This window comes from Foetidibacter luteolus (assembly GCF_009650435.1).
In the GTDB taxonomy this organism is placed as follows: Bacteria; Bacteroidota; Bacteroidia; order Chitinophagales; family Chitinophagaceae; genus Foetidibacter; species Foetidibacter luteolus.
The window spans coordinates 2,501-18,447 of sequence record NZ_VVIP01000012.1; the positions used below are offsets into that span (position 1 = coordinate 2,501).

The 15,947-nt window shown below is 46.3% G+C and carries 10 protein-coding genes and 2 rRNA genes (1 of these 12 cut by a window edge); 7 read left to right on the forward strand and 5 right to left on the reverse strand.

The genetic code is table 11. The features are described from left to right. The 5 genes from F0364_RS03035 to F0364_RS03055 all read left to right on the forward strand — a co-directional run. Positions 1-2,764, forward strand: a 23S ribosomal RNA gene (locus F0364_RS03035) (it extends 43 nt beyond the left edge of the window). Between the two features lie 131 nt (positions 2,765-2,895). Next, a 5S ribosomal RNA gene (gene rrf / locus F0364_RS03040) occupies positions 2,896-3,007 on the forward strand. A 303-nt stretch (positions 3,008-3,310) separates the two neighbouring features. Further along, complete coding sequence (locus F0364_RS03045) at positions 3,311-5,224, forward strand: S9 family peptidase (protein ID WP_153796277.1); 1,914 nt, start codon at positions 3,311-3,313, stop codon at positions 5,222-5,224. Between the two features lie 238 nt (positions 5,225-5,462). After that, on the forward strand, positions 5,463-6,587 hold the full coding sequence (locus F0364_RS03050) for an adenylate/guanylate cyclase domain-containing protein (RefSeq protein WP_153796278.1): 1,125 nt from the start codon (positions 5,463-5,465) through the stop codon (positions 6,585-6,587). A gap of 241 nt (positions 6,588-6,828) precedes the next feature. Further along, on the forward strand, positions 6,829-7,323 hold the full coding sequence (locus F0364_RS03055) for a SixA phosphatase family protein (RefSeq protein ID WP_153796279.1): 495 nt from the start codon (positions 6,829-6,831) through the stop codon (positions 7,321-7,323). Positions 7,324-7,370: 47 nt separating this feature from the next. Here the strand turns inward: F0364_RS03055 and F0364_RS03060 are convergent, their stop codons facing one another. Continuing rightward, complete coding sequence (locus F0364_RS03060; protein ID WP_153796280.1) at positions 7,371-8,366, reverse strand: glycosyltransferase; 996 nt, start codon at positions 8,364-8,366, stop codon at positions 7,371-7,373. A gap of 333 nt (positions 8,367-8,699) precedes the next feature. On the opposite strand from F0364_RS03060, the gene F0364_RS03065 reads away from it, so the two are divergent. Beyond that, a complete protein-coding gene (locus tag F0364_RS03065) occupies positions 8,700-8,951 on the forward strand; it encodes a hypothetical protein (RefSeq protein WP_153796281.1) in 252 nt (83 codons plus the stop codon). Between the two features lie 128 nt (positions 8,952-9,079). Here the strand turns inward: F0364_RS03065 and F0364_RS03070 are convergent, their stop codons facing one another. Continuing rightward, complete coding sequence (locus tag F0364_RS03070) at positions 9,080-10,378, reverse strand: aminotransferase class V-fold PLP-dependent enzyme (protein ID WP_153796282.1); 1,299 nt, start codon at positions 10,376-10,378, stop codon at positions 9,080-9,082. A 444-nt stretch (positions 10,379-10,822) separates the two neighbouring features. Here F0364_RS03070 and F0364_RS03075 point away from each other — a divergent pair, with 444 nt between their 5' ends. Beyond that, positions 10,823-12,847: a kojibiose hydrolase gene (locus F0364_RS03075; protein ID WP_153796283.1), complete on the forward strand. Its 2,025-nt coding sequence runs from the start codon at positions 10,823-10,825 to the stop codon at positions 12,845-12,847. Positions 12,848-13,015: 168 nt separating this feature from the next. Here F0364_RS03075 and F0364_RS03080 read toward each other — a convergent pair whose 3' ends face one another. The 3 genes from F0364_RS03080 to F0364_RS03090 form a co-directional block, all read right to left on the reverse strand. Next, complete coding sequence (locus F0364_RS03080) at positions 13,016-13,678, reverse strand: hypothetical protein (RefSeq protein ID WP_153796284.1); 663 nt, start codon at positions 13,676-13,678, stop codon at positions 13,016-13,018. Between the two features lie 5 nt (positions 13,679-13,683). Continuing rightward, on the reverse strand, positions 13,684-14,673 hold the full coding sequence (locus tag F0364_RS03085; RefSeq protein WP_153796285.1) for a glycosyltransferase: 990 nt from the start codon (positions 14,671-14,673) through the stop codon (positions 13,684-13,686). A 262-nt stretch (positions 14,674-14,935) separates the two neighbouring features. After that, complete coding sequence (locus tag F0364_RS03090) at positions 14,936-15,943, reverse strand: glycosyltransferase (protein ID WP_153796286.1); 1,008 nt, start codon at positions 15,941-15,943, stop codon at positions 14,936-14,938. Positions 15,944-15,947 lie beyond the last annotated feature (4 nt).

Consider the following 15,947-nt stretch of genomic DNA (forward strand, 5'->3'; position numbering starts at 1 on the left):
GAGGCGAAGAAGGACGTGGTAAGCTGCGATAAGCTTCGGGGAGCTGCACACAAGCATTATATCCGGAGATTTCCGAATGGGACAACCCACTATACTGAAGGTATAGTACCCGCAAGGGGGCCAACCCGCTGAACTGAAACATCTAAGTAGGCGGAGGAAAAGAAAATAACAATGATTCCCTGAGTAGTGGCGAGCGAAAAGGGAAGAGCCCAAACTTGAGCGGCGTGCCGCTTGAGGGTTGTAGGACTGCATTTAGAAGCTGTTATCAAACCGAACTTTCTGGAAAGTGAGGCCAAAGCGGGTGATAGCCCCGTAGGTATAAATTAGCAGTAACGAGCAGTATCCTGAGTAGCGCGGGACCGGAGGAATCCTGCGTGAATCTGCCAGCACCATCTGGTAAGGCTAAATACTCCTCAGACACCGATAGTGAACCAGTACCGTAAGGGAAAGGTGAAAAGCACCCCGAACAGGGGAGTGAAATAGTACCTGAAACCGTGCGCCTACAAGCGGTCGGAGTCCCGATTTATCGGGATGACGGCGTGCCTTTTGCATAATGAGCCTACGAGTTGCTCCTCACTGGCGAGGTTAAGTTCATATTTAACGGAGCCGTAGCGAAAGCGAGTCCAAACAGGGCGTTTAGTCAGTGGGGGCAGACGCGAAACTTTGTGATCTATCCATGGGCAGGTTGAAGTTCTGGTAACACAGGATGGAGGACCGAACCCGTTGACGTTGAAAAGTCTTGGGATGACCTGTGGATAGGGGTGAAAGGCCAATCAAACTGAGAGATAGCTCGTTCTCCCCGAAATGTTTTTAGGAACAGCCTCGGATATAGAAGTATGACAGAGGTAGAGCTACTGATTGGGCTAGGGGGCTTCACCGCCTACCAAACCCTGACAAACTCCGAATGCTGTCATATATCTCCGGGAGTGAGGCTGCGGGCGCTAAGGTCCGTGGCCGAGAGGGAAATAACCCAGATTAGCAACTAAGGTCCCTAATACGTAGTTAAGTTGATCAAACGAGGTAGGACTTCTAAAACAGCCAGGATGTTTGCTTGGAAGCAGCAATTCATTTAAAGAGTGCGTAACAGCTCACTGGTCGAGAGGTCCCGCACGGAAAATAATCGGGCATCAAACTACGAACCGAAGTTCTAAACTCAAACTTAATTGTGCGAGTGGTAGGGGAGCATTGAAACAGCATAGAAGGTGTGCGGCGACGCATGCTGGAGCGGTTTCAAAAGAAAATGTAGGCATAAGTAACGATAAATGGAGTGAAAAACTCCATCGCCGAAAGTCTAAGGGTTCCTGATCAACGTTAATCGGATCAGGGTTAGTCTGGTCCTTAGGAAAACCCGAAAGGGGCATCTGATGGAAAGAAGGTTAATATTCCTTTACCTGCTATACAATGAAAGTGACGGATTGCCGTGGTACCTGCGTCCTGACGGAATAGGGCGCTGAGCTGAACCTTCGGGGGAGGCGAAGGTATAAAAGCGATTCCAAGAAAAGCGAGTATGGCAGCCAGTACCGCAAACCGACACAGGTAGACGGGATGAGTATTCTAAGGCGCTCGGGTGAGCCGTGGAGAAGGAACTAGGCAAATTGACGCTGTAACTTCGGGATAAAGCGTACCGCAGCGATGCGGTCACAGTAAAATGGTTCAACCAACTGTTTAACAAAAACACAGGGCCCTGCAAAATCGAAAGATGACGTATAGAGCCTGATACCTGCCCGGTGCCGGAAGGTTAAGGAAGGATGTTCGGAGCAATCCAAAGCTTCTGACTGAAGCCCCGGTAAACGGCGGCCGTAACTATAACGGTCCTAAGGTAGCGAAATTCCTTGTCGGGTAAGTTCCGACCTGCACGAATGGTCTAATGAGTTGAACACTGTCTCCTCCACGAGCCCGGTGAAATTGTAGTATCGGTGAAGATGCCGGTTACCCGCCACGGGACGGAAAGACCCCGTGAACCTTCACTACAACTTTGCATTGATTTTGAGCAAACAATGTGTAGGATAGTTGGGAGACTATGAAGCAGTGTCGCCAGGCATTGTGGAGTCAACGTTGAAATACCAACCTTTGTTTGCTTAGAACCTAATCCCTGAGCGGGAGACATTGCATGGTGGGTAGTTTGACTGGGGTGGTCGCCTCCTAAAAAGTAACGGAGGCTCGCAAAGGTACCCTCAGTACGGTTGGTAATCGTACATAGAGCGCATTAGTAAAAGGGTGCTTGACTGTGAGGCAGACAAGCCGAGCAGGAGCGAAAGCTGGCTAAAGTGATCCGGTGGTTCTGCATGGAAGGGCCATCGCTCAAAGGATAAAAGGTACTCCGGGGATAACAGGCTGATCTTACCCAAGAGCTCATATCGACGGTAAGGTTTGGCACCTCGATGTCGGTTCGTCACATCCTGGGGCTGGAGAAGGTCCCAAGGGTTCGGCTGTTCGCCGATTAAAGTGGCACGTGAACTGGGTTCAGAACGTCGCAAGACAGTTCGGTCCCTATCTGTGGTGGGCGCAAGTAAATTGAGAGGACGTGACCTTAGTACGAGAGGACCGGGTCGCACGTACCGCTGGTGTATCTGTTGTGGTGCCAACTGCAATGCAGAGTAGCTATGTACGGACAGGATAAACGCTGAAAGCATCTAAGCGTGAAACCTTCCTCAAGATGAGTTTACTTTTAAGGGCTGTCAGAGACGATGACGTTGATAGGCTGCAGGTATAAAGATGGTAACATCAAAGCCGAGCAGTACTAATTGCCCGTAAGCTTTAATTTTTTTAACCCGCCCCTCATCCCCTGAAGGGGAGGTAAGGAGGTGTTAAAAACAATAAGATACTTAAGATAAGAAAGCAATCCCAATATGTACATTATTAAGCTGAGGGCTGAAGGCTCACAGCTCACCTTCTTATGGTGATTTTTCCGGGGGTGTTCACCTCTTCCCATTCCGAACAGAGAAGTTAAGCCCCCCATGGCCGATGGTACTGCACTATCATGCGGGAGAGTAGGTAGTCGCCATATTTATTTAAAAGCCCATCCTCAACAGGGATGGGTTTTTTTGTGCCCGTAACCTACCCCCTGCCTCTAACCCTGGCGCCGGAACTGCACGGTGGGAAAAGCTGCGCAGCGTACCCAACCGTACAAGTGTGCGATCCCGAATCGTACCTCTCGGGACATACGCAACAATGCCCCATACCTGTTCCTGGTGATGGGTTCATAAAAATTGTCACTATACCCGAAGGGTATAAAAAATCTATACCCGGATAACCGTGTTTGTATGTATTGCATTAAATACTATTGTAAATTTCGGTATAAAGCAATAGTATGAAACAACTAACAGCCGCCGTTATGCTGGCCCTGCTAACACTTGCTGCCTGCAAAGAGGAAACGCAGGAGCAGAAAGGCAGGATGCCGCAACAGTATTCTATTGAGCAGTTATACAACAACAAATCTGTGATAGCATCTGGCTTTAATGCCGATGAAACCAAAGTTTTGGTGGATAATAACAACACCGGCATTTATAATGTATATGAATTAAGTATAGCCGATACTTTGCTAAGCCCGCTTACCACATCAAAAAAAGAATCCTTCTACAGTGTTGATTACCTGCCGGGTAGTGATAAGTTTTTATATTCTGCCGATAATGGGGGTGATGAAAATTCTCATGTTTTTTTAGCCAATAAAGGAGATACAGCAGGCAAAGATTTAACGCCATGGCCTAAAAGCGCCAATAGCTTTGCAGGCTGGAGCAGCGACAATAAGGCCTTGTATATAAGCAGCAATAAACGTAACCCTCAGTTTTTTGATATATGGAAGCTGGATACCACTACATGGAAGCCGGTGTTGCTGTACCAGAACGATTCTGGTTTTACCGCTTCCGGCATTAGCGAAAGCGAAAGGTACCTGGCTCTTACCAAAGAAATTACCACTGATAAAAATGACCTGTACCTGTATGACCGTACTACCAGGCAAATGAAACGTATAAGCAATGATAATGAGGCTACCTGGAATGCGCAGGCTTTTGAAAAAAATGACAGCATTATGTACTATACCAGCAACGATGGTGCTGAATACAGCTACCTGGTAAAGTATAACATTAATAGCGGTAAAACAGAAAGATATTACGAGGATAAGTGGGATGTGGCAAGTATGAGCCTTAGCGAAAATGAAAAATACCATACCATATTTGTAAATGAGGATGGAAAGAACAAAGTGCTGCTGTTTGACCATGCCAGTAACAAAAAAATTGACTTTCCTGAAATACCGGATGGCGATGTACTGGGCATTATCATATCCCGCAGCGAGAAAAAATTGTTGCTTACCGTAGGCAGCAGTACCAGCCCCCCTAACCTGTACGTATATAACCTGGATAATAAAGACCTTAAACAACTTACCTCCACACTTAATAAAGAAATTAAGCAGGATGACCTGGTGAAAGCAGAAGTGGTGCGATTTAAATCATTTGATGACAAAGAAATTCCGGCCATATATTACAAGCCGTTACAGGCAGACAAAAACAATAAGGTGCCGGCGCTTATATGGGTTCACGGTGGGCCCGGCGGGCAGAGCCGTGTTGGTTTCAGCAATTCAATTCAATACCTGGTAAACCATGGTTACGCGGTGCTGGCGGTAAACAACAGGGGTAGCAGCGGTTATGGTAAAACCTTTTACAAAATGGACAATAAAGATCACAGCAATGGTGATCTTAAAGATTGTGTATGGGGTAAAAAATGGCTGGCACAGCAGGATTATATTGACAGCAGCGCTATCGGCATCTACGGCGGCAGTTACGGCGGTTGTATGGTGCTGGCGGCCTTGGCTTTTCAGCCGGATGAATTTAAAGTTGGGGTTGACTTGTTTGGCGTGGCCAACTGGCTGCGCACTTTGCGCAGCATACCGCCCTACTGGGAGGCTTTTCGCAAGGCTCTTTATGATGAGTTGGGAGACCCCGGTACAGAAGACAGCGTACGGCTGAGAAACATATCGCCTTTATACAATTACCAGAAAATAAAAAAACCACTGATTGTTTTCCAGGGCGCTAACGATGTGCGTGTGCTAAAAGTGGAAAGTGATGAAATTGTAGAAGGCGTAAAGAAAAATGGCGTGCCGGTTGAGTACATTGTTTACCCCGATGAAGGCCATGGCTTTGTAAAAAAGGAAAACCAGATGACCACATCACGCAAAACACTGGAGTTTTTAGACAAGTACCTGAAACCTAAACCTGAGGCAAAAAAATAAATAGGGTGGCTGTTAACTAATATTGATAGGGCACCCCTGGATTATGGCTGTTGCTTATTGAATAAAACAGAAGTTTTCAGGGGGTGCCCCTCGTTCCTCGGGTCGGGCTTTTCGCTCATACTCCGCCACAAGGCAGCGCTGCAAAGCTTCAGCGGGGTATCCGCTCCAATCCCTCACCCGGGCATCTTCCTCCGTATCGTTTCCTGCTCTTTAAAACAATCTTTATTGTCCCTTTGTAATGAAATTATCGCCCACTATACGGCTAAAATGGAAAACAGTACTGGTCATTATTGTTTGCTGGTCTTTGCTGGCGCTGCTTAACGATATACTCAACTACCTGCTTTTAAAAACCGTGTCGCAATTGGGCGGTATCAGTAAATTTAAGCTTGGGATTAACATTGTACTATCTCTTATGATTGTACCCCTTGCCGGCTTGTCTGGCGGCGGTATGATTGTATTTGTGCTACGTGAAAAATTTCGCCGTTTCCCGCTGGACATAAGCATTTTGTTGAATGTTGTTATCATTCTCTCCCTTATTATAGTAATTACCTTTTTCGGTGGCCTGCTATTTAACAGTTTCCGGTTTTCACAACCGTTATGGAATGCGCAGGTGGTTACGGAGTCAATAAACATTTTTAGCAGCCCCATCCTTTGGTACAATACCCTGTTCTGGGGTATTGTGGCCGGCCTTACTATTATGTTGCTTCATGTAAACGAAAAGTATGGACAGGGTGTTTTTTTCAACCTGTTGGTGGGTAAATACTACAGGCCTAAAGAAGAGAGCCGGATTTTTATGTTCCTTGATATTACTTCCTCCACTACCCTTGCAGAAAAGCTCGGCCACGAAAAATGGTTCAGCCTGTTGAATGACTTTTTTAACCACTGTACCGGCCCAATCATTAATAGTCGCGGAGAAATCTACCAGTACGTTGGGGATGAGGTGGTAATAAACTGGAAACTGAAAAAAGGCCTTGAAGGCCAAAACTGTATTAAATGCTTTTACGCTATTAAACAATTAATAAACGAAAAAGGACAGTACTATGAAAAAAAATACGGCGTAACACCCGGTTTTAAAGCAGCGATACATTGTGGTAATGTTACCGTTGGTGAAATTGGCAGGATAAAAAAAGAAATTGTGTTTACCGGCGATACGCTAAATACCTGTTCCCGCATGCTGGAACAGTGCAGGGTTTATTCTGCAGACCTGCTTATTTCCCACGAACTGAAAAGCTTATTTAGAGAAGAAGGTTACCAATATGAGGAAGTAGCCAACCTGGAATTGCGCGGCCGGCAACAGCCTGTAACCATTTTTAAAGTAATTCAACCTGTGGGGGATAAGAATAAACTGTTCAAGACCAAATAAAACTCTCCATTTTTTTCTTAAACAAAAAGTTGACGGCGTTAAGTTGATTACCGCTGAAATATAAAAACATAGGATAGATTATCTGCGAATCAAAAAATTTAGCCAACTTTAGAAAGCCGTCATAAAACAATGCTCCTTACCCCGGTAAATTCAGCATGATAAGCTGCAACAATAGTATGTAGGTAGTTGTAATTGGAAGACAGCCCTGGTTATGGCGTAAAAAACATTAAAAATTCTTTACGTGAAACAGTTACTCCTGGTTCGTCATGCTAAAAGCAGTTGGGATAACCCCATGCTTAAGGATTTTGACCGCCCGCTAAATGACCGCGGGCATGCTGATGCCCCATACATGGCTAAAAAGCTAAAAGACAAAAAAATAGCTATTGATGCCTTTATTTCAAGCCCGGCAAAACGGGCCATTACTACTGCTACCTATTTTGCCGAAGCCTATGGCATAAAAAAAGATGATATTATTGAATACAAGCAATTATTTAATGCAGATGAGGAAGCATTTTTAGAGGTAATAGCGGGCACGGATGATAAATTTAACTGTATTGCTGTTTTTTCCCATAATCCCGGAATCAGTGAATTTGCAACAGAACTTACTACCACCGCTATTGATGATATGCCTACCTGCAGTGTATTTGCTGTAAAAGTTAAAGCCAAAAGCTGGAAGGAATTTGCCGGCGCCCCTAAAGAATTCTGGTTTTTTGATTACCCTAAAAAAACTGCCTGACAACAGCCCGGTACCCGCATTCTTAATGCGTGGTTGCTACTGTAAGATTACCCGGGGGTGGTATGTTTTTCCAGAAAGTTTTTCAATATTTCTTCAAGCCTGTTTTTGGGCAATTCAGGAAGCGTGTAATTAAAACTTTGCGCATCCTTAATTTTCTGTAACAGGTCATCGTGCTGGTTACAGCTAAAAAACCAGCCCTGCTCCATCAGGCGTTTTGCAAGGTATTCCTGCTCGGTTTGGCCGGGTGTGGGTATCAGCATCGCTTTTTTTTGCAGGCTTACAAGTTCCATGATAGTTGTATAACCACTGCGGCAAATAATAAACTTTGCCTGGCGAAAAGCCCGTTCCATATCCCGCCCGGCCAGGTGGTTAACTATTGTAATGCCTTCAGCCTTTGGCAAGATACCTGTTTCCCCGGGTTTGCCACGTACCAGCAATGCCTGGTTGGCAAATGCGGCGGCAGCAGCTAATACTTTTTCCTCCAGCAGTGTACGTTGCGGCTCGGGCCCGGAAAGCGCTATCAGCCAGTCATATTTTTGATTTTCAGCTACAGTAGAATCAAACCTGGAAAGGATACCCAGATAACGTACCGGAATGGCCGGCAAGCGGCGGGGATGGCTTAGGTTACCGGCTATATTCTCCTGCTCCTCCCGGTCGGACACCCAGCATTCTGTAAAACGGTTAATGTACTTGTAGTTAATTTTTTGAATAATGTTTTGTAACCACCGGTAAGGCGCCTGTATCTGCAACTGGTGGGTTATAAAAATGCAGGGCGCCAAACGGGTATAAAGGCCAAAGCGATTGTCAGAAATAACCAGGTCAATACCTTTTTCAAGAATAATTCGCTGGAGCCATGCGTGTTCAGCTCTTATTTTTTTGAGAATTTTTGGGGCTTGCTGCAATATTTTAACGGGCAAAAACCGTTTATTAGTTGCGTATACAACATTATAACCCTTTAAAACCAGGAAATCCAGTTGCGGAAATTCATGTTGTAGCAAAGACAGTTGTGGCCCATCTGTGGCAATGCTAACTTTGCAACCCATTTTAAGAAGTGTTTGTACAACGGGTATGCAGCGGGTTGCATGGCCCAGGCCCCAGTCAAGCGGGGCAACAAGTACATGATATGATGAAGTTTTTTTATCCAGCTTGATTTTTAATTATTTCAGTGTTTAAAAAAATAGTATTTTGAGGAAACAATTTATGAAGAGAAAAGTAAACTTTACCATCATTTTGTTGTTACTGAGTATTGTAATATTGTCTTCATGCAACCGCAATATGTATGGCGGGAAAAGCGGTAAGAATTGTGGTTGCCCGCAACGCAGGGGCATAGTAGGTTAAAAAGATTTTGATTTTTATATTTTGTAAACCCAGCGGTTATGAGCTTCCAGCGAAACAGGGATTTACTGGTGCTTACAAAAAGCTTTACAAAAAACCCTGAAGAGTTTGAACATGAAGTTGAACTTTTACATGGGTTGCTTTACCATGCAGAAACCATGGACGTGTTTTGCCTTGCCAATGAAGTTGTTGATGTAAACCGGTACAAAATCATTCACCAACCACCTGTTATTTGGCAAACGGCCCAGGCTAAAACTCTAAAGCCTTTTGTTTTCATCAATTGCAGGAACTAAGTTCCGTTGCTTGCCCTCAAACGAATTGTAACTCTGCTGTTAATAGCAGAGTTTTTTGTTTTCATCCAACAGTATTCTTTACAAGTTTACCAGCTCACAGGTAAAACCTCAATACTGTTACAAAACCACTATGCTTTCGTTTTATCTGCAATTTCCCCAATAGCCCTTACCAGTGTATCCAAATCCTGCAAGGGGGTGTACACATGCGGCGTTACACGTACACAACGAATATTTTCCCATTCAATACCTACCGTATGAATTTTATAAGAAGAAAACAACATGTCGCTAAGTTCGCCGGGCGTTATGCCCTTAACGCTAACGCCGCAAATAGCGCAGGAGTAACGGGCATCCAGCGATGTATGTAACTGTACGCCCGGTATTGCTTTTACTTTTTGCGCCCAGTAGTTTTTAAGATACCGTATACGCTCTTCTTTTCTTTTGGGGCCTATGGCGTTATGAAAGTTAAGCGCTTCGCCAATGCCCTGCTCTATAGGAAAGCTGCGTGTACCCAGTGTTTCAAACTTCCTGATGTCGCCGCTTTGGGGCTTGTCATTACAGAGCAACGGCCATATTTTTTCAATCTTTTCCCTTTTAATGTACAGCATTCCGCTGCCGATAGGCGCACTTAAGAACTTGTGCAGGCTGGTTCCGGCATAGTCACATTCCAGGTCGGGAAAGCTAAAGTCAAGCAGGCCAAAAGCGTGGGCACTGTCGCACAGCACTTCAATACCCCTGGCATGCGCCATCTGGCTTATTTTTTTTACAGGCATTATCTGGCCCACCCAGTTAATCAGGTGTGTAATGTGCAGCAGTTTTGTTTTAGGTGTAATAGCCTTTTCAAAAGCCGTCACTATTTCATCATCATTTTCAACAGGAAAATCAAAATTTATCTGCTTATAGTTTATCCCTTCCCGCAGGGCCCGTTGTTTCCAGGCCTGTATCATGTTAGGATAATCCTGTTTGGTACCAATCACTTCGTCACCGGCTTTTAGCGGCAGCCCATAGATAACCGTGTTCAGCGCTTCGGTAGAGTTACGGTTAACAGCAATTTCCTCCGCATGGCAGCCGGCCAAAGCGGCCAGCTTTTGGCGCAGGGGTTCGCGGCCCTGGTCCAGTATGCGCCACATAAAATAAGATGGCCCTTCATTGCTCATGCGGTTGTAACGTTCAACGGCATCCTGCACTACTTTAGGCGATGGGCTAACACCGCCATTATTCAGGTTAATAATGTTAGGGTTTACGGTATAAGCCTGTTGAATAACGCTCCAGTAGTCTTCGTCTCCGGCAGCTTCTTCCGGCGCCAGGCCTTCAATGCGCAAGCCTGCTTTCTCAAAAGCGCCGGCATGCAACTGGTTAAATAAACTGCTGGCCGAAAAAGCGCCTGCCAGCGCCGCGGCCTGTTGTATAAATTTTCTGCGGGGAGTCATAGCTTATTAATTGGTAGTAACAATGGCGCCGGGTGCGCATAAAGTAAAGATAAGCATTATGGCGCCTCCCCAAGCTGCGCAAGGGGCCGGGCTTTCCGCTATTACTCCGGCACAAAAGCCTTGCTGCGATGGCCTCACCGGGGTAGCCGCTTCAATCCCTGGCGCGGTGGTGACACAGCCTGCCTGTACAATACGTACCGGCGATGATGGCGAACATCCACAAGGTGGGAAAAGCTGCATAGAAATTCAACAGCACAAGAGTGCGACGCAAGGAACGCCTAATGAATGTTCCTGCCGCTGGGCTCATAATGCCCCCTTCAGGGGATGGGGGCTTCCTGCTGCCGGGCTCCAAATAATATCCTGCCCGGCAACCAGTTGCTTTAGCCGATGGCTTCTTTTGGTTTTATACTTATTTTCGTTTTTCAACGGTTTGAAATACTGCATATGAAAAAAATAATCCTATTGCTCTGTTGCTTCTGTACCAAAGCTGCTTTTGCGCAAGATCCCTGGATAATACAGGCCGATAACATAAACCCATCTGACTATTACGGTATAACGGCGGCCAACGGTATGATTGGCATTGTTAGCAGCCCGGAACCGTTTAAAGTAAAAGATGTTGTGCTGGCCGGCGCTTACGACCTTTACGGCCGTGGCAGGGTAAGTAATTTTCTGCGCAGCTTTAACCTGCTGAATATGTACCTGGAGGTGGATGGTAAAAAGGTAGATGCCAAATCTGTTACAGGTTTTAAGCAAATGCTGGATATGCAGCATGGCGGCTTTACCAGCAGCTTTAACTATACGGATAAAGCCACTGTAAAAACAACTTACTATTCCCTGCGGCATTTGCCTTTTACAGTGCTGATGGATGTGGAGGTTACCGCGAAAAAAGATATTACCATTGGCGGCGCCAGCATTATGGAAGCGCCGGATGCGCTACGGGATGTGCAGAACTATTACAACGAAATTGACAGGCCGCATGTAACCATTTCTCTGCTTACATCCTCTGCCAAAAGCCCTACAGGCAAACTGCTCATGTGTGCATCCAATACTTTTTTGTTCAGCGAGGGGCATGGCCACGAACCAAAGGTTATCCACGAAATGTGGGACAATAACATGCACCTCATGAAGTTTTCCCGTACCATTAAGGCTGGCGAAACGTACCGCTTTTCTATTGTAGGCTCGTCTATAACATCGGCACACCATGATGACCCGTTAAACGAAGCGGAGCGCATGACGCTGTACGCCAAACTGGAAGGCCGTGAGCGGTTAATAAGCTTTCACAACAAAGCATGGGACGAACTTTGGAAGAGTGACATTATGATAGATGGCGATGCACAGGCTCAGCAGGATGTGCACAGCATGTTGTACCACCTGTATGCTTTTATGCGGGAGGGTACCGGCTATTCCTTGTCGCCGATGGGCCTCTCTGGCTTAGGCTACAACGGGCATATTTTCTGGGATGCGGATTTATGGATGTACCCCGCACTGCTGGTGTTGAACCCTGCCCTTGCAAAAAGCATGGTTGAGTACCGCTACAACAGGCTGGAAGCGGCCAGGCGTAATGCTTTTTCACACGGCTTTAAGGGTGCCATGTACCCCTGGGAAAGTGCGGAAAGCGGCGTTGAAGAAACGCCCGTCTGGGCGCTAAGCGGCCCCTTTGAGCACCATATTACCGCGGATGTTGCCCTGGCGGCCTGGAACTACTACTGCGTAACACAAGACAAAAACTGGCTTAGAGAAAAAGGTTGGCCTATACTTTCCGCCACCGCCGATTTTTGGGCCAGCCGTGTGGAACGTAATGGCCCGGGACGCTACGATATAAAGAACGTGGTAGCCGCCGATGAGTGGGCGGAGAATGTGGATAATAATGCCTTCACCAACGCGGCCGCCAAAGCCAACCTTTATGCCGCTTCTGAGGCTGCAAAGCTGCTTGGTCTTAACGCCGATGCCGACTGGAAGCATGTTGCGGATAACATACCTGTTTTAAAAATGAATGATGGCGTTACACGTGAACATGCCACCTACAACGGCGAGGGCATTAAACAGGGAGATGTTAACCTGCTGGCCTATCCCTTAAAAGAAATCACCGATGCCACTCAAATTAAAAAAGACCTCGACTATTACTCAACCCGCGTACCCAACGAGGGCACACCTGCCATGACGCAGGCTATTTTTGCCCTGCTGTATTCCAGGCTCGGCGATGCGGAAAAAGCGGCCCACTTTTTTAAGGATTCCTATATTCCCAACCTTAACCCGCCATTTAGGGTAATAGCAGAAACCAAGGGTGGCACCAACCCTTATTTTGCTACCGGCGCAGGCGGTATTCTGCAATGCGTGTTAATGGGTTTTGGCGGGCTTGATATTACGCCCAACGGCATTATACAGGTAAAAACCAAGCTGCCCACAGGCTGGAAGAGTTTAACGCTAAAGGGCATAGGCACAGAAAAGAAAACGTATGTGGTAAAGTAATGTTTCCCACATTATATTTTTAGATACCAGCAACAGTTTTTTTTATGGCATCGCCTGTTGCAAACATGGTTTTGTTATTATTTGGTCTTTCAGTGAAGAGCAAATAATAATCAAGCACTTCATCGTTCGGTTCTATGGGCAGCTTTTCAGACCCGGGTAGCATGGCTGCTATATTGAATCGTCGGCCAGTATGGCTTTGCACTTGTCAATAAAGTTCTGCGATTTGTTTTCCCTGGAATAAAAGGCGTGGTAAATGGCATTGTTATAGGTTGTGCCTAAGCCAAATTTGTTGTGCTGCGGGTGGTGCAAATACCACATTTCTTCTTCAATATGCGTAGGCCACCAGTACTTAAGGTTGCCGCCTGTTTTAAGTACCTGCTCCGTGAGGTTTTGCCCACCGTCCATGTCGTCAGTCATTTTAAGATCCGGATAGTTAAGCTCCCGCAGGTAAGCTGTTGATACGCCGAAAAAGAAGGGAGATATATACAGGTTCTTACTATCCCGCAGGTGGTTAGCGGTTTGAGCTGCACCGGCAAGTGTACGTGGTTGCAGGAGGTCGTTTAATAGCAAAGGCAGCCAGTAGCGGTTAACCGGTATGCAGTCAATATCGAAAATGATGAGATAGTCCGTGTCTGTAACTGTTGTTGTAATGTAGTTGAGAAACTCGCCATGCTCCAGGTACTTTTCATTAACGATGTGGTTAATGCTAAGCCCCATTTTATCAAAGACGGCTTTTTGGTAGCGGGGAACATCGGGGTTTACCTTACTGTTGTAGTAAGAGAATATTTTAAATAGAGACCGGTGTTGCTGTTTTTTCTTAAATGGCCACATGATTGTTACTTGTGTTGCAAAAATTTTTTAATCCGCATTTTTTCCGGGTTGCCACTGCTATTAAACGGCGTAAGGTAAAACAGCTTAAGCCTCTCCTCTTCCACACTTCTGCGGGATATACCAAGCTTTGCCAGTAAAATACGTAATGGCGCCATTACGGCAAGCTTAAGCCTGTTTTTGTGGCCGTGTTTGCGTACAACAAACCACGCATCATCATAGTGCTTTAACATTTGGCCAGCTTCATCAATACCCTCCATCAGGCGGTTTCTGTAGGCCAATGTTAACCTTTCCTGCGGTATAAAATGCTGCAGCTTTAACTGCTGGTTATAATATAAAGTGTAGCCGCGCAGCAATAACCGTTTGCTGTACTCAAAATCATCGCCGGTGCTTAGTTTTTCGCCATTGCGCCCATTTAGCAGGGATGGATATTTTTCATCCAGCAACTGTAAAAAAAGCTGCCTGCGTGTAACCATACCTGCGCCAAGAATAAAGCCCCTGTGCGATATGTCGCCGGATTGTGCAGCAGGGATGCCGGTAGCGTATTTATCCTTGTATTCCTCCCACCACCCAGGGTATTCGGGAGCATCTGTTACCGGCAGGTTTTGGCCGCCGGCAGCACCTATCCGGGCATCCTGGTTTAGCGTATGGTAAGCGGTGTACACATAGTTTTTATCCAACCAGTTGTCATCATCGCAAAATACAATACATTCTGCCAAAGCCTGCTGCACTCCGGTTTTACGGGCATGCATTTGCCCGGGCCGCGGCTCGTTGATAATGCTGAGCAAAACGTTGGCTGGCTTCAATGTATTCCACAGATGGTTTGCCGCAGTGGCAGTATCGTCTGTAGAAGCGTTGTTTACAATTAATAACTGCCATAAAAAACCTTCTGGTACTGCCTGGCGGGCAAGGTGCTGCAAAGTTTCGGGCAGACGGGCTGCACTGTTGTAGCAACAGATGATAACGGAAACCTGGTATGCCTTTTCATTATCCTGCATATTCTGCACTCAATTTTTTGAGCAACATTCTTGTTGCTTAGATATTGCACATCAACCTGCATGTTAAGGAAGCAAGAAGCTGCACTTTGGGTGAGGGATTGAAGCGGTTACCCCGGTGAGGCCATTGCGGCGCGGCATTTGTGCCGGAGTAATAGCGGAAAGCCCGACCCCTTGCGATAGCTTGGGGGCACCCCCTGTTTATTATTCATGCTCTGCAAATATCTTGCTGCGTTAAAACCATATCGCTTTAGCGGCAGGGCGATTATTGCAGTTTTAAATAGCCAACCAGTTTTTTTACCGGCCATGGCAATGGTTTGCCAAGCGCTGTATATATGCCCGCATGCATGGCCAGGAAACCGATGAACGAAAACACCGCGAATGGGTTTGTACTAAACCGCATACGGATGAATTTTTTTATAGCCTGCCTGCTGAATTTTGAGGGCGTTATTAGTTTTTGCTGCAACACCTGCCTGCGCTGCGGAAATACCTGGCATAGGCAGGTTTCGTAACATACTGCCGTACCATAAGCCAGCCGCCTGAGATAGGCCATGTTAACCCTGCTGCCCGGTATTATGTGCCGCAGTTTTAATGCCGGCGCTACACCTGCGGCATAACCCATGCTGATGCATAGCAAAACCATTTGTGTATCCTCGCCACTGGATAGTTTTGTGCCGCTGCGGCCGCTTAGCGTAAACCTGTCTTGCGCTGCCAACCGGTTATATTCTTTAAGAATGTTGGCCTTGGTACAAAGGCCGGTACCAAAGGGGTAGCAAGGTTGCCATTCTTGCTTTGATGCATACTGCACCGCTTGCCCGTGCCTTTCCTGGAAAGCATTACGGGCGTAGCCTTCCAGGTGTTGGGGAACGCCATCAATAAAATCAACCGTTACATGGCCAGGCCCCCAAGCTGCTACCTGTGGGTAGGCAGTGTTTAATATATGTAGCTGTTGCAGGTAATCGCTTTCTGGTTCGTTATCATAATCAATATATACAATGTGATTGCCTGTGGCCTTTTCAATAGCGGCAATACGTGCATGTTGCACGCCTTGTTTTACTTCTGTAATAATTTGCAGGTTGGGTACCTGTTGCAGAAATACCTGTATATAGGGCAGGCTTTTAACGGGTATCACGCTGTTATTGTCAACCAGTATTGTTTCTGTTGAAAGGCCTTGCCGGTTTAAATTACTGACGGCCTGCAAACAGCGGGTTAGCAACCTTTCATCAGGATTGTAAGTACAGATAACAATGCTATAGTCTATGCTTTGCTGCATGCTA

Excerpts from the sequence above, each read along its gene's own strand:
- F0364_RS03050 (WP_153796278.1), top strand. The coding sequence starts at position 5,463 with ATGAAATTATCGCCCACTATACGGCTAAAATGGAAAACAGTACTGGTC.
- F0364_RS03085 (WP_153796285.1), bottom strand. The coding sequence starts at position 14,673 with ATGCAGGATAATGAAAAGGCATACCAGGTTTCCGTTATCATCTGTTGC.
- F0364_RS03075 (WP_153796283.1), top strand. The coding sequence starts at position 10,823 with ATGAAAAAAATAATCCTATTGCTCTGTTGCTTCTGTACCAAAGCTGCT.
- F0364_RS03080 (WP_153796284.1), bottom strand. The coding sequence starts at position 13,678 with ATGTGGCCATTTAAGAAAAAACAGCAACACCGGTCTCTATTTAAAATA.
- F0364_RS03060 (WP_153796280.1), bottom strand. The coding sequence starts at position 8,366 with ATGGGTTGCAAAGTTAGCATTGCCACAGATGGGCCACAACTGTCTTTG.
- F0364_RS03045 (WP_153796277.1), top strand. The coding sequence starts at position 3,311 with ATGAAACAACTAACAGCCGCCGTTATGCTGGCCCTGCTAACACTTGCT.
- F0364_RS03070 (WP_153796282.1), bottom strand. The coding sequence starts at position 10,378 with ATGACTCCCCGCAGAAAATTTATACAACAGGCCGCGGCGCTGGCAGGC.
- F0364_RS03065 (WP_153796281.1), top strand. The coding sequence starts at position 8,700 with ATGAGCTTCCAGCGAAACAGGGATTTACTGGTGCTTACAAAAAGCTTT.
- F0364_RS03090 (WP_153796286.1), bottom strand. The coding sequence starts at position 15,943 with ATGCAGCAAAGCATAGACTATAGCATTGTTATCTGTACTTACAATCCT.